Origin of the sequence: Embleya sp. NPDC008237 (assembly GCF_042956465.1) — a bacterium.
Lineage (GTDB): Bacteria > Actinomycetota > Actinomycetes > Streptomycetales > Streptomycetaceae > Embleya.
The window spans coordinates 23,776-38,200 of the sequence record NZ_JBIBGL010000019.1; the positions used below are offsets into that span (position 1 = coordinate 23,776).

The 14,425-nt window shown below is 72.6% G+C and carries 10 protein-coding genes; 3 read left to right on the plus strand and 7 right to left on the minus strand.

What is annotated here, in order from left to right; translation table 11 throughout:
• The 3 genes from ACFZBU_RS37895 to ACFZBU_RS37905 all read right to left on the minus strand — a co-directional run bounded on the left by ACFZBU_RS37895 (window position 1) and on the right by ACFZBU_RS37905 (window position 4,671).
• Entirely contained in the window at window positions 1-1,884 is a 1,884-nt protein-coding gene (locus ACFZBU_RS37895; protein WP_391588300.1) for a sigma-70 family RNA polymerase sigma factor, read from the minus strand.
• A 228-nt stretch (window positions 1,885-2,112) separates the two neighbouring features.
• Window positions 2,113-3,687 (minus strand): FAD-dependent oxidoreductase, encoded by a 1,575-nt coding sequence (locus ACFZBU_RS37900; protein ID WP_391588301.1) that lies wholly within the window; start codon window positions 3,685-3,687, stop codon window positions 2,113-2,115.
• A gap of 216 nt (window positions 3,688-3,903) precedes the next feature.
• Entirely contained in the window at window positions 3,904-4,671 is a 768-nt protein-coding gene (locus tag ACFZBU_RS37905; protein ID WP_391588302.1) for an IclR family transcriptional regulator, read from the minus strand.
• A gap of 451 nt (window positions 4,672-5,122) precedes the next feature.
• Here ACFZBU_RS37905 and ACFZBU_RS37910 point away from each other — a divergent pair, with 451 nt between their 5' ends.
• Both ACFZBU_RS37910 and glpK read left to right on the plus strand, forming a co-directional pair.
• Window positions 5,123-5,833, plus strand: a complete 711-nt coding sequence (locus ACFZBU_RS37910; protein ID WP_391588303.1) for an MIP/aquaporin family protein — start codon at window positions 5,123-5,125, stop codon at window positions 5,831-5,833.
• 56 nt (window positions 5,834-5,889) lie between these two features.
• Window positions 5,890-7,416, plus strand: coding sequence for a glycerol kinase GlpK (gene glpK / locus ACFZBU_RS37915; protein ID WP_391588304.1), 1,527 nt, complete (start codon window positions 5,890-5,892; stop codon window positions 7,414-7,416).
• Window positions 7,417-7,503: 87 nt separating this feature from the next.
• On the opposite strand, the gene ACFZBU_RS37920 is transcribed toward glpK, so the two are convergent.
• Complete coding sequence (locus ACFZBU_RS37920) at window positions 7,504-8,772, minus strand: alpha/beta hydrolase (protein WP_391588305.1); 1,269 nt, start codon at window positions 8,770-8,772, stop codon at window positions 7,504-7,506.
• Between the two features lie 184 nt (window positions 8,773-8,956).
• Here ACFZBU_RS37920 and ACFZBU_RS37925 point away from each other — a divergent pair, with 184 nt between their 5' ends.
• Complete coding sequence (locus ACFZBU_RS37925) at window positions 8,957-9,925, plus strand: ArsR/SmtB family transcription factor (protein ID WP_391588306.1); 969 nt, start codon at window positions 8,957-8,959, stop codon at window positions 9,923-9,925.
• Between the two features lie 136 nt (window positions 9,926-10,061).
• On the opposite strand, the gene ACFZBU_RS37930 is transcribed toward ACFZBU_RS37925, so the two are convergent.
• The 3 genes from ACFZBU_RS37930 to ACFZBU_RS37940 all read right to left on the minus strand — a co-directional run bounded on the left by ACFZBU_RS37930 (window position 10,062) and on the right by ACFZBU_RS37940 (window position 14,164).
• Window positions 10,062-11,030, minus strand: coding sequence for a hypothetical protein (locus tag ACFZBU_RS37930; RefSeq protein ID WP_391588307.1), 969 nt, complete (start codon window positions 11,028-11,030; stop codon window positions 10,062-10,064).
• Window positions 11,027-12,319: an MFS transporter gene (locus tag ACFZBU_RS37935; RefSeq protein WP_391588308.1), complete on the minus strand. Its 1,293-nt coding sequence runs from the start codon at window positions 12,317-12,319 to the stop codon at window positions 11,027-11,029. Before ACFZBU_RS37935 ends, ACFZBU_RS37930 begins: the two co-directional genes overlap by 4 nt.
• Window positions 12,320-12,529: 210 nt before the next feature.
• Entirely contained in the window at window positions 12,530-14,164 is a 1,635-nt protein-coding gene (locus ACFZBU_RS37940; RefSeq protein WP_391588309.1) for a discoidin domain-containing protein, read from the minus strand.
• Between the last annotated feature and the right edge of the window lie 261 nt (window positions 14,165-14,425).

Here is a 14,425-nt window from a genome sequence, read left to right on the forward strand (position 1 = left end):
TCAGGCAGGTGCGGCGAACACCTGGGTCCACCAGGTCGTCCCGCCCGGGCCGACCGTGGCGCCGACACCGATGTCGGTGAAGCCGCAATCGAGGATGTTGTCCCGGTGGATCGGACTGGCCAGCCACTGGGCGACCACGTGCGCGGCGTCCGATCGACCCCGATCGAGGTTCTCGCCCCACTGCCGCCACCGGTAGCCGGCGGCGGTGATGCGAGCGTCGGCGCGTACCCCGTCCGGGTTCGAGTGGTCGTAGAACCGCCGGGCGAGCATGTCGTCGGAGTGTTTGCGGGCGGCACTTCGCAGCCGGTCGTCGACCCGGACGGGAGCACAACCGTGCTCGGCCCGGGCGGCGTTGACCAGGTCCACCACGGTGCGTTCGAGCCGCGCGCGGGGGTCGGCGGAGGCGGTCGAGCGGGTGGCCGAAGGCTCGGTCGCGGGCTCGGTCGAGGGCGGCGGGGCGATGGCCGGCGTGGTGGCCGGCGGCGGCGCGGTGGTGGGCGTCGCGGAGGGTGCCGACGCGGCTGCGACGACCGGCGGGTGTGCGGCGGGCGCGCTTCGGGTCGGCGGGTCGTGGTGGGGGCGGTCGACGATGACGACCGCGGCCAGGACGACCAGGACGATCGCGGCGCCGCCGGCCGCGATCCGGCGGGGTCGGCGGGCCGAACGCGGCGCGGCGTGGCCGGGGGAGGGAGGGCCGGCTTCGGTGGGCCCGGCGGCCGGTTCGGTGGACACGCTCCCGCCCCGACCCGGATCGGCGGGCGAGGCCGCACGGTCGGCGGGGCTCGGATCGTCGCCCGCGCTCGGATCCCCGCCCCGGCTCGGCGGGGCGCTGCCGCTCGGATCTCCCGGCGGGCTCGGCTCCCCACCCGTGCCCGGCCGGCCGACCATGTGCGGATCGCCGGCGGCATTCGAGTACGCAGCCGCGTTCGGGTCGCTTGCCGTGTTCGTGTATGTGACTGCGCTCGGGTCGCTCGCCGTGTTCGAGTGCACAACCGTGCTCGGGTCGCCGGCTGAGTACGTGCCCGGGTCGCCCGCCGTGTTCGAATACGCCACCGTGCCCGGGTCGCCGATCGGGTCCGCTGTTTCGATCGGTGCCCATGGGCTCTGGCGGAGCAGGTGCAGCAGTACGGCCGTCGGCGGCAGTAGGGCCAGGCCCGCGAGCAGGCCCTCGACCGGGGCCAGGTCGTACCGGTGCGCGCCGCATGCGCCGCACGTCCGGGCGTGCCGGGAGATGCGCTTGCGCCACAGCGGGGTCGGCCGGCCGTCCCAGGGCGCGAGCAGCGCGCCGGCCTCCGCGCAGCGGGGATCGGCGGCGAGTGCGCGGACCACCACGCGGGCGGCCTCCAACTGCTCCTTCATGCGCTGGACCCGGACCGCCACGTGGGTCGCGGGCAGGTCCAGGGCGGTGGCGAGTTCGGCCCGGGTCAGCGTGCCGGCCGCCTCCAGCCACCACAGGGCGAGCAGTTCGCGGGTGTCCGGATCCAGCCAGCGGGTCGCCTCGGCAACGTCGCGGCGCTGCCCGGACAGGCCCAAGCGCAGGATGGTCAGGTCGGCGAAGTCGGCGGCCGGGTCCGGGTATTCGGCGATCTCGTCGAGCGGCGTGGTGAGCGCGCGACGGGCGTGCCGGCGGCGTACCTGATTGATCGCGATGGCCACCAGCCAGGACCGGAAGCGCTCCGGATCGCGCAGGCCGCCGAGGCCGGACACCGCGCAGAGCATGGTCTCCTGCACGACGTCGTCGACGTCCGCGTGCCCGTTCAGCGCCCGGCCGACGATGTTGTACACCAGTGGCAGCCAGTCGGCCACGAGCCGGTCGCGGGCACGCAGATCACCGCCCTGGGCCGCGACGACCAGGGCGGTGTTGTGCTCGTTGTCCACGTACATCCACTTTCCTCGACCGGCGTGACGGGCCCGCTCCCGTCCATCCGCCACTCGGGAGAGCACCCGGGTCGGCGCGGATAACGGAAATCGCCGGACGAGTTCCGAACGTACCCACCCGGCGTCGCCGGGCGGCCCGCCCCCCGACGTCCGCCCTCGGAGTCCGTCTCGGAAACCACCCCGAGGTCGCCGGTCGCGGCGGCCGGCCTCGGGGGGAGTCGGGCGTCGCGCCGGTCAGTTCGGCTCGGCCGCCAGCAGGCGCTCGACCCGGGAGCGCACCTCGGGGGTGTCCAGCCCGCGAATGGTCACCGTGGTCCGGCGCCGCAGCACGTCGTCCACGGTCATCGCCCACTCGTGGTCGCGCGCGTAGGCGACCTGGGCCCAGATGTCCGGCCCGTCCGGGTGGATGCGCTCGCCGAGTTCGCGGTCGGCCCGCACCAGCGCGGCCAGGTCGTAGGCGAGGTTGCCGTAGTGCGACGCGAGGTGGCGGGCCACCACCGGGTCGACGCCGTCCTCGGGGGTGGCCTCGCCGAGCAGCCGGTGCGCCACTGCCTCGGGGTTCGCCGAGCCCGGCAGCGCCACCCGACGCAGCGGGGCCGCCATGTCCTGCTCCAAGGCCACGACACCGGCCTTGGCCAGCTTGTCCAGTACGGTGCGGCCGATGTGCCGGTAGGTGGTCCACTTGCCGCCCGCCACCGACAACATGCCGCCGCGCCCCTCGGTGACCACCGTCTCCCGCTTGGCCTCGCTCGTGGCGCCCGCCCCGCCGGGCAGGACCCGCAGGCCGGCGAACGCGTAGGTGATGTCCTCGCGACGCAGCTGCGCCGGGTCGACCGCGCTGCCCGCCTCGTCCAGGATCTGGGCGATGTCGGCCTCGGTGGGGGAGACCTTGCCGGGGTCGCCCTCGTAGGCCTCGTCGGTGGTGCCGAGCAGCAGGTGCTCCTCCCACGGAATCGCGAAGGACACCCGGTACTTGTCGATCGGGATGGTCAACGCGGCCCGCCACGGCTGCTGTTGGCGCAGCACCAGGTGCACGCCCTTGGACAGCCGGATGCTCGGTTCGGCCGCCGGGTCCTCCATCCGGCGCAGGTGGTCCACCCACGGGCCGGTCGCGTTCAGCACGACGCGCGCGTTCACGCCGAACTCGGCGCCGTCGAGTCGGTCGCGCAGTTCGGCGCCGGTGACCCGGCCGCCGGCGTCCTTGCGCAGGCCGACCACCTCGGCGTGGTTGAGCACGACCGCACCGGCCTCGACCGCCGCGCGCACGGTGGTCACCGCGACCCGGCTGTCGTTCATCTGGTGGTCGCCGTACACGGCGGCGCGGCGCAGGCCCTCCTTGCGCAGGGCCGGGACGAGTTCGAGCGCGTTGTCCGGGCCGATCACCTTGCCCAGGCCGTCACCGAAGGCGGACAGGGCCGAGTACAGGAACACGCCGGCGCCGAGCTTGGCCGAGCCGTGCGGGCCGTCCTTGTAGACCGGGACCAGGAAGGACAGCGGCCGCACCAGGTGCGGGGCCACGTCGCGGGCCAGCGTGCGGCGTTCGCGGTGGTTCTCCGCGACCAGCTTGAGGTTGCCGGTCTGGAGGTAGCGCAGGCCGCCGTGCACGAGCTTGGAGGACGCGGACGAGGTGGCGCCGGCGAAGTCGCCGGCGTCGACCATGGCCACCCGCAGCCCGGTCTGGGCCGCGGTCCAGGCCACCGCCGTGCCGAGGATGCCGCCGCCGATGACGAGCAGGTCGTGGGTGCCGCGCGAGAGTTCGGCACGGCTGTGGGCACGAGCGGGAACGGTCGGATCCGTGGCGGTGCTCATCACGCGTCTTCTTTCCACTGGGCCGGCTGCGAAGCGGTGGGACGGGGTCCCGGTCCGAATCTACGTGGTCGGCATTGTCGAACGACGAACGACAGTTTTCATTGCCGGTCGGGCAATGGTCAAGTGCCGCCGGTCCGAAGCGGCCGCCCCGGGCGAGCCGCGGACCGGTCCGCACCCCGTGCCGCGGCCCGGGGGCGGGCGTCCGGCCCCGGGGCGTCAGTACGGAAAAGTCGCCCCCAGGTCGCGCGAGATGGCGCGCGCCGCGTCGCGGACCGAGGCCACGAGCGTGGGTCGCGGCGCGTCGTCGGCGACGATCCGCTCGACCGCGCCGCTGATGCCCACCGCGCCCAGCGGCGTGCCGCGCCGGTCCCGGATCGGCGCGGCGATGCCCGCCAGGCCCGGCACCGACTCCTCGATGTCGCAGGCCCAGCCGCGCTCGCGCACGGTGACGCTCTCCGCGTCGATCGCGGCCGGATCGATCAGCGTGCGGGTGGTGAAGGCGACCGGGGCGCTCTCGTTCAGCTCGGCCCGCGCGGCCGGGTCCACCGCGAGCAAGACCTTGCCCCACGCGGTGGAGTGCAGCGGCAACATCGCGCCGATCTCCAGCACCTGACGGCTGTCGTCCGGGCGGAAGACGTGGTGGATGACCAGCACGCCGCCCTTGTGCAGCACCCCGATGCGCACGCTCTCGCCACTCGCGCGGGCCAGGTCGTCCGCCCAGACCAGGGCCCGGGCGCGCAACTCGTGCACGTCGAGGTAGGAGCTGCTCAGCCGGAGCAGTTCGGCGCCGAGCTGGTACTTGCCGCTCTTGGCGTCCTGTTCGACGAACCCCTCCTGGTGGAGCGTGCGCAGGATGCCGTGCGCGGTGCCCTTCGCCAGGCCCAGGGTGGTGGCCACCTCGCTCAGACCGAAGCGCCGTTCGCCGCCGGCGAGCAGCCGCAGGATCGCCGCTGCGCGTTCGAGCGACTGGATGGGACCGGGCATACCAACTCCTCCATCGAAGATCAGGTTGGCAATGAAGATCGGGTTGGCAATGTAGAACAGCGGTCGTACGCATGCCGGTCGGGTCCACGGCCCGCCCGCCGGGCCCGGCGCTCGCGGGCGGGGTCGGGAACGAGATGTTCACGGACTCTTGACGGCGGCGCAACCCGCGGAGAACACTGCCGGACAGCGGTCGTCAATGTCGAATGCCAGTCGGAGTCATCTGCCGGATCGAACGGACCACGCCCAACGATTCTTCCGATCCGCGTGCGATCGGGATTCGCCCGGTGTGCGCACTTCACGGCACCGCAGCGGTCGTCCTCCCGGCACCGCCCTGATGTGGTGCGGATTCCCGCAACCCCGTACGGCGCGTCGATTCGGCGCGCCGTACGCCCGTCCGGCGCCGCATCCCGGCGCCGTCCCACCCGTGCAGTCAAGAAGGGGCCGTGTTGTTGTGACGAGCGACAAGATCTTCATCGGCGAGACCCTGGGTACGGCCATCCTGCTGCTCCTGGGCGTCGGCGTGTGCGCGGCGGTCACCCTGAACCGGTCCAAGGCGCAGAACGCGGGCTGGTTGGCGATCACCTTCGGCTGGGGCTTCGCGGTCCTGGCCGGGGCGTACGCGAGCGTGTCGTTGTCCGGCGCGCACCTCAATCCCGCCGTCACGTTCGGCATAGCCGTCAAGACGGGAGAATGGGACAAGGTGCCGGTGTACCTCGCCGGGCAGTTCACCGGTGCGGTGATCGGCGCCGTGCTGGCCTGGGCCACCTACCTGGGTCAGTTCAAGGAGCACGGCGAACCCGTGCTCGGCGTGTTCGCCACCTCGCCGGAGATCCGCAACCCGGTGCAGAACCTGATCACCGAGACGATCGCCACCACCGTGCTGGTCATCGTGATCCTGACCCAGGGCCTGACCGACGGGCTCGCCCTCTCCGGCACCGGCATCCTGATGACCGCACTCCTGGTGGTGGGCATCGGCCTGTCCCTGGGCGGTCCGACCGGCTACGCCATCAACCCGGTCCGCGACCTCGGCCCGCGCCTGGCACACTCGCTGCTGCCCATCCCCAAGAAGGGCGGCTCGGACTGGGCCTACGCGTGGGTCCCCGTGGTCGGTCCCACCGTCGGCGGGCTGGCGGCCGGCGGCCTGTACCGGCTCGCGTTCTGAGCCCGCACGTCCGTACCGACCCCGACCTTTCCCTCGGATCCTTCGGAAGAGGAGCCATGTCCGACACCTACATCGCCGCGATCGACCAGGGCACCACGTCCAGCCGATGCATCATCTTCGGCGCGGACGGGCGCATCGTCGCCGTCGACCAGCGCGAGCACCGGCAGATCTTCCCGCGCCCGGGGTGGGTCGAGCACGACGCCGCCGAGATCTGGAGCGTGGTGCAGGCCGTGGTCGCCGGCGCGCTCGCCCAGGCGGGCATCCGGCGCGAGCAGATCCGCGCGCTGGGCATCACCAACCAGCGCGAGACCACCGTGTTGTGGGACCGCCACACCGGGGTGCCGGTGCACAACGCGATCGTGTGGCAGGACACCCGCACCGACGCGCTGTGCCGGGAACTGGGCGGCAACGTCGGCCAGGACCGCTTCCGGGTGGAGACCGGCCTGCCGCTCGCCAGCTACTTCGCCGGTCCCAAGATCCGCTGGCTGCTCGACAACGTCGAGGGGCTGCGCGAGCGGGCCGATCGGGGCGACATCCTGTTCGGCACGATGGAGTCGTGGGTGGTGTGGAACCTCACCGGCGGCCCGGACGGCGGGGTGCACGTCACCGACGTCACCAACGCCTCGCGCACGATGTTGATGAACCTGGAGACGCTGGACTGGGACGACCGGATCCTGCGCGCGATGGACGTGCCGCGCTCGGTGCTGGCCGAGATCCGCTCCTCCTCCGAGGTGTACGGCACCGCCCGCGGCATCCTGGAGGGCGTCCCGGTCGCCTCCGCGCTGGGCGACCAGCAGGCCGCGCTGTTCGGGCAGACGTGCTTCGAGGAGGGCGAGGCCAAGAGCACCTACGGCACCGGCAGCTTCCTGCTGATCAACACCGGATCGCGGATCGTGCAGTCGCATCACGGCCTGCTCAGCACGGTCGGCTACCGGCTCGGCAAGGAGGCGCCGGTCTACGCGCTGGAAGGCTCGATCGCGGTGACCGGGTCGCTGGTGCAGTGGATGCGCGACCAGATGGGACTGATCTCCACCGCGGCCGAGATCGAGACGCTCGCGCTGACCGTCGAGGACAACGGCGGCGCCTACTTCGTCCCGGCCTTCTCCGGACTGTTCGCGCCCTACTGGCGTTCGGACGCGCGCGGCGTGATCGCGGGTCTGACCGCGTACGTGAACAAGGGACACATCGCGCGGGCCGTCCTGGAGGCCACCGCGTGGCAGACCCGCGAGGTGGTGGACGCGATGGAGCGCGACTCCGGGGTCAAGCTCGCCACGCTCAAGGTGGACGGCGGGATGACCGCCAACAACCTGCTCATGCAGACCATCGCCGACGTGCTGGACGCCCCGGTGGCCCGCCCGTTCGTGGCCGAGACCACCGCGCTGGGCGCGGCGTACGCGGCCGGGCTCGCGGTCGGCTACTGGCCCGACCTGGACTCGCTGCGGGCGAACTGGCACCGCGCCGCCGAATGGACCGCGCGGATGGACGACGCCACCCGCGACCTGGGCTACCGCAACTGGCGCAAGGCGGTGGCGCGCACGATGGACTGGGTCGAGGAGGGCGACCCGGCCCCCGAGCCCGCCTGACCTCTGCCACGGGCCGCGTCGCGGGTGGGCGCCGAGGGCTTCCTCGGCGCCCACCCGCGGGCATGATCACCGATCGGTCCGGACCGTTCAGCGTGTGGGCAGGTGCCGGGCGAAGAACCCTTGGACGTACCGGCGCACCGTGGGCACCGACACGGCCGGGTCGATCGCGCCGATCAGGGAGATCCGGTCGGCGGCGGACATCAGGCCGGCGGCCTGGAGCCGGGGCGCGAAGACGGCATGGTCGGTGAACACGTGGTGCGCGGCGGACTCGATCCGGTGCCGCGGGACGTGCCGGCGGGAATGCGCGAGCAGCGCGGACCACGAGCGTTCCAGGTTGCGCCGGTCGGGGAAGCCGTCGGTGTCCAGCAGGAGCAGCGGCCGATCGGTGCCGTCGCGGGCGATCGGGTACAACTCGCCGTCTCGGCCGGGCGCGGGCGACGGGTGGTCCAGATAACCCTCCAGGTTGATCGCGGCGGCGATCCGGCGATCCTCGTACATCGTCTCGGCCGCGGTCGTGCCACCCGCCGAGTGACCGTAGACGCCCACCCGGCGCAGATCCAGCGCCCGGTGCAGGCCGTCGGGCAGCGGCGCGCCGGTCGGATCCGGGTTTTCGCCGCGGGCCAGGACCGTCAGTCGATCGAGCACGAACCGGGTGTCCGCGATCCGAGTGTCGATCATGGTGCGAAACAGCCCGGGGTCGGTGCGCGCGTCGAAACGGAGGACGGTCCACCGGACCCGGCCCTCGCGACCCGCCATGTCCACCGGGAATTCGACCACGGCGCCGTCGCCCGGGTGGTCGATGCACACCACCACGTAGCCCCGACTCGCCAATTCCTCGGCGACGCCGGTGCCCATGCCGCGCGGGTCGGCGCCGCCGGGACTGTACAGCAGCACCGGGCGGCACTCGGTCCGCGCGGGCGCGTTCGTGTACGCGTGGGTGCTCGTGGCCGCCCAGTCCACCCCCGTCGCGGGCAACTGCGCGTGGGTCGGCCGCGCGGCCGACCCGAACGCCTGCCCGGCTTCGGCACTCAGTTGCGGTGCGACCGGGCAGCCGCGCACGGTGCGGGCCGGGTAGAACACCGTGACCATCACCTCCCGCACCGGGATCGGCTCCCACGGGTCCGGTCGGGAGCGGTCGACCAGGTACAACGTGCAGGCCCCGATCGCATACGGGCCGGTCGGCGGTGGGAGCCGCAGCACGACGCCGGTCGCCGGCCGGGAAGCGGCGGGTCGGGCGGACGCGGGTCGGGCGCGGGCGACGCCGCCCGCGAGGACGAGTGCGGCGGCGGGCACGGCGGAGGCGATGAGCCGTCGTCGGTCGATCCCGGCGGGTCGGTCGGCTGCGTCGCGAACCATGGAAACTCCTCGTGTCGTGGTGGGCGAATCGGCCACGGGATCGCTGTGACCCACGCCCTTGCGGCGTTCGATGCCTCCTGGATGAATGCCGGAGGCATGTCCCGAAGGCTGGCATCCGGCGTGGACGACACGCGAAGGTTGAGGCTCGGGCCGAAAGGATGGCGCCGGGCCGGCAGGGAGAGTAGTGATCCGGATTCACTTCACCGCCGCCGACTTCGCCCGGATCCGGTTCGCCCCCCGACCGGCCCCACTCCAGGAACTCAACGCCGCGTTGACGCGGATGGTCCACCCGGACGACGCGCTGCTGCACGGTCGTTGGCGGCAGGCGCTGCTCCGGACCCTGCCGGCGGCCGTCGAACCGCTCCGGGATCTCGTCCCCGGCGGGCACCCGCCCATGTTCATCGACGTCTTCGACGATTCGCTGACCGGTGGCCTGGACACGGTCCGGGCCACCCACCCGGAGACGGTGCGAACCGAGCTCGAACGGGTGTACGCCGGACATCCCGTGCCCGCGCCGCGGTGGATCCGCGACCTGCACCGCGGTGACGCGGACGCCTGGCGGGTCGTTCGCCGAGCCCAGCACGCGGCCTTCGAGGCGGTCCTGGCCCCGGTGTGGTCCCTGGTCCAGGACCTGCATCACGCGGAATTCACCCGACACGCGCTGACCATGGCCGAACACGGACTCGGCGCGACCCTCGCCGAGCTCGTTCCGGGCAGCCGACTGCACGACGACGTCTGGGAGTTCGCCGGGGCGGTCGACGAGGACATCGCGCTGCGCGGGCGCGGACTGCTGCTCCTGCCCACGTTCCACTGGAGTGCGCACCCGCTGGTGTCGAACCTGCCCGAGCGTCCCGTGGCCGTCACCTACCCGGCGGGCCCGGGCCTGCCGCTCGCACTCGCCGGACCCGGCGGCACCGAGGACGCATTGGCCGCGGTGATCGGCCGGACCCGGCTCGACCTCCTGCATCTGCTCGCCGCCGGGCACACCACCGGCGACCTCGCCCGCCGGCTCCGGGTCAGCAACGCGACCGTCTCCGCGCACACCGCCGCGCTGCGTGCCGCGGGACTGATCACGACCACCCGCACCGGCCGCTCGGTCCGGCACGAACGCACCGCGCTGGGCGCCCTGTTGGTCGGACGGCACACCGGCTGACGGCGCGACCGCGGCCACCGGCTTCCGGTTGTGGCCGAAGGAGTGGACGCGGTTCGGCGCGGGTGACCTCGCCGGTGGTTCGATGCCGCCCGACCGCGGCGACCCGGCACGCGACGCGCGGTGGGGGAAGGGACGGTCAGCGCAGCACCGTCGGCGAGGCCGCCTTGGCCGCGAGCAGGCGGGGCGTGCCCGATCCGTCGGCGGGCGTGGCGTAGACGTCACGGCCCCGGCCGTACATCACGGTGTGGTCGTCCAGCCAGGCCGCCTGGTCGTCGATGCTCTCCCGCTCGGCCAGCGGGGTCTCGCGCATCGTGGCCAGGTCCAGCACGTGCAGTCGCCATGTGGTGGGGCCGGAGCGCTTCTTGAACGCGATCCGGGTGCCGTCCGGGGACAAGGAGGGGCATTCCAGATTCTCCCGGACCGTGTGCGCCTCCCAGTTCGCGTAGTCGCCCTCGACCAGGTAGGTGCGCCCCTTGGTGGACACGGTGGCGTAGAAGCGGTTGTCGTCGGCGGCGAACGTGACGCCCCAGTAGTTGACGTCGGCGGAGCGGTAGCGCTTGCCGTCGATGGTCAACGGGATGGCCTCGATGTTGATCAGCGTGTAGTCGGTGCGGGTGTCCAGGATGCCGGTCCAGGTGGAGAATCCGGTCTTGTTGTAGGACTCGCCGGTGACGAAGACGGTCCAGGACACCATCCGTCCGCTCGCCGAGACCCGGGCCCGGCTCGGGGTGCCCGCGAGTTCGATCCGGCGCCGGACGTTCATCGCCGGGTCCACGATCAGCGCGTCGGTGCCGGGCAGCGGGCCGCCGCGGGTCTGGAGGCAGACGCCGGTAGCGGCACCGACGGCGAAGCGCTCGCAGCGCAGTCCGCTGTCGGTGCGGGCCGGGCCGGTGTTGCCGGCCGGGTCGATCGCGGTCGCGGCCACGGTGCGGTGGCCGCCCTTGCGGGCGGTGTCGACGAACACCAACTGCCCGCCGGCGGCCAGGTCCAGCGGTCGACGCTCGACCGCGGAGTCGTCCTCGCGATCGGCCGCGAAGGTCGAGTAGCCGACCGCCACCCCGACCAGCACCAGCAGGCCGAGCAGCAGGCCGAGGGCGCGCTTCATCCGGTCACCTCCGGCAGTGCGGTCCGCGACGGCAGCAACCGCCGGGCCACGACGAGTGCGCCGACCAGGCCGGCGCCCATGACGAGCAGTGCGGGGCCCGAACCCCACAACGTCCAGGCCGCGCCGAAGAGCACCGAGGAGAACAGCCGGGCGCCGGCCTGACCGGTCTGGAGCAGGGCCAGACCGCTGGTGCGCAGGTGCACCGGCAGCAGCGGCCCGGCGGCGGCCATCAGCACACCGTCCGTGGCGGCGTAGAACAGGCCCTGCAGGACGAGCACGCTCAGCAGCACGGTCCACAACAACAGCGTGCCCGGAGCCCCGCCGCCGTCGGGTGCGGCGGCGACCGCGTAGGCCGCGAGCAACGCGAGGTGGCCGCCGAGGAAGACCCGGAACCGGCCGACCCGATCGGCGAGTCGACCGAGCGGCACCGCGAGCAGCAGATAGGCGCCGGCGGTACCCAGCGGCAGCAGCGGGAAGTAGCGCAGCGGGATGTCGAATCCGTGTTGCAGCACCAGGTACACGAACGTGTCGCCGACGGTGAGCAGTCCGAGCATCGTCGCGGCCAGACAGGTGCGCCGGAACGGGCGCAACCGCAGCAGGGCGAACGCGGCCCGCAGCGACGACTCGCGCCGCGGAACGGGCGGTTCGTGGTGATCGCGTACGTACAGCGCCATCAGCAGCACCGCGAACATGGCCACGCAGAAGCTCACCACGAACACGGCGTCGTACGCGTCGTGGGTGGCCCACAACACGGCGAACGCGGCGAGCGGTCCGAGGAACGCGCCGACCGTGTCCATCGCGCGGTGCACGCCGAAGGCCCGACCCAGGTCGGGCGCCGGGGTGCTGAGCGTGATCAGCGCGTCGCGCGGCGCGGTGCGCAGCCCCTTGCCGGTGCGGTCCGCCGCCAGCACCAGGCCCAGCCCGGTGACCGACGAACCGGCCAGCGGGAGGCCGAGTTTGCACACGGCGGACAGCCCGTATCCGGTGCCCGCCACCAGCTTGCGCCGGCGGGTGCGGTCGGCCACCTGGCCGCCGAGCAGGCGGACGAAGGCGGTGACGCCGAAGTAGGTTCCGTCCAGGAGCCCGTACTGCAATGGGCTCAGTCCCAGGGTGAGCACGAAGTAGGTGGGCAGCACTGCGGTGACCATCTCCGAGGAGATGTCGGTGACCAGGCTGACGGCGCCGAGCGCGAGCACGTTGGCCGGGACGTTGCGCGCGAATCTGCGCGGTGCCTTGGCCGCGGTGATCCCGCCGGCCTGATCCGCGCGCCGGGTGGCGGCGATGTACACGGGCGGTCCTCCCTCGATCCGTCCGGGGACGGTGGACTCGGGTCGGGTCGGAGCGGTACGGGTTGCTCGGAACGGGTCGGCCGGGGGCGGGACCGAGGAGCGGGACGGGGTTCGAGGCTGGTGACAACAGCCTTACGGTCCACGGCGGTTCGGGTCGGGTACGGGCCGGCCGGGGAAGTGGTCGCCGGCCGGCCCGCACGTTCGGTGGACTCAGTGGCAGCCGACCGGCCCGAAGGAGTCGAGCTGCTTGCCGTCGTAGCGCACGAGCTGTCCGGAGTAGCTGTCGGCGGAGAGGGTCAGCTTGAGCACGGCCGGCGAACCGGTCACCCGCTTCTCACTGTTGGGTTGCGGACTCTCGAAGTCGTACGGGTCCGCACCACCGGTGCCCACGAGCAACTCGCGGATGCCGGCGGGGTCCGCCTTGGCCTTGGGATTCTGCGGCGCGTAGCGCTCGTAGAGGTGGTCGTGCCCGTTGAGGATCAGATCGGTGTGCGCGTCGTAGAGCACCTGCCACGCGGTCTGACTGACCTTGTCGGCCTGCGGCCCCGAGCTGTACAGGGGTCGGTGCCAGTAGGCGGCCACGCAGCCCTGCGAGTTCTTCGCCAGATCCGCCTTGAGCCACTGGATCTGCGCCGAGTTCGCCGACATCGACTGCTCGGTGTCGAGCGCGATGAAGTGCCAGCCGCCGCGGTCCCAGCTGTACCAGGTGGTCCCGTTCGGGGTGGCCCGGTCACCGAAGTACGCCTTGTACCCGGCCTCGGAAGGGTTGTCGTCGGCCTCGTGATTGCCGGGCGCGGGACGGGTCTTGGCCTTGAACCGGCCCCACGTGGTGTCGTAGTACTTGCGGTAGTCGGAGAGGCTGCCGGTGTCGTACTGGTTGTCCCCGAGCGTGATCACCTCGTCCGGGTTGATCGCCTCGACCCGCCGTGCGGTCTGCTCGGCCCCGCACTCCTGGCTCGACGTGCAACCCGGGTCGGAGATGTCGCCCGCGGCGACGACGGTGAACGAGGAGCCGCCGGCCTGCGGGGTGCCGACCACCGCCGCGCTGGGCGCGGACAGGTTGCCCGCCGCGTCGCGGGCCCGGACGGTGTAGGTGTAGCCGACTCCGGTGGTCAGGCCGGTGTCGGTGTAGGAGGTGCCCGCACTGGTTCCGACCGTGACGCCGTCGCGCAGCACGTCGTAGCCGGTCACCCCGACGTTGTCGGTGGAGGCGGTCCAGCCCAGCGAGACGCCGGTGGGCGTGGTGCCGGTCACCCGCAACGCGGTCGGCGTGGTGGGTGCGGTGGTGTCCGGGCCGCCTGCGCCGAATACCTCGAACTCCCAAAGGGAGTAGCCGTATTCGGTGCCCCGAGTGGTTGCGTACACGCGTACGTGGCGGCCGTGGGTGGACAGTGCGCCGACGTCGTCGGTGCCGCCGTCGCCGGCCGACGTGTTGTAGACCTTGGTCCAGGACGCGCCGTCGGGCGAGACCTCGATCCGGTAGGCCTTGGCGTAGGCGGCCTCCCAGGTCAGCTTGACCCGGGAGATGGAGACGTCGGAGCCGAGGTCGACGCTCAGCCATTGGGCGCCGGCACCCTCCGTACTCGCCCACCGGGTGGTGGACTTGCCGTCCACGGCCTTGGCCGGGCCGAGCGTGGAGTCCTCGCTGGACGAGGCGGTGGCGGGTTTGCCGCGGGAGAGCAACACCTCTGCGGCGGAGGCGGTCTGGCCGAAGGTCAGCACGGTCGCCAGCATGGCGATCACCGCGATGACGGCGGGAAATTTGGGCAGTCGGGACACGGCGCGCCGAGCACTGCGAAACGAGGGACTTCGGCGGGTCGGGCGCGGGGGCAGGGACAGGTGCACGTCGTCCTCCAACGTTGAGGAGCCGATCGTCGTGCCTGAGCCGGGCAGGATGGTGCGCTCGAATGGGCCGGAAAGTGCCGTTGCGTGACGTGGCACCACCGCGGTCGGGTGGCCCGCGGTGCTCCAACAGGAGCCTCCGGTCCGGTTGTTGGCCCTGACGATCCCAAGGTGCCGAGCGCGCCGTCAAGACTTGTTAGGAAACTTTACTAACAAGACTTCGGGGCGTCGCGCCCCGGTGGCGGGCCGTCCCGGCCCGCGCCG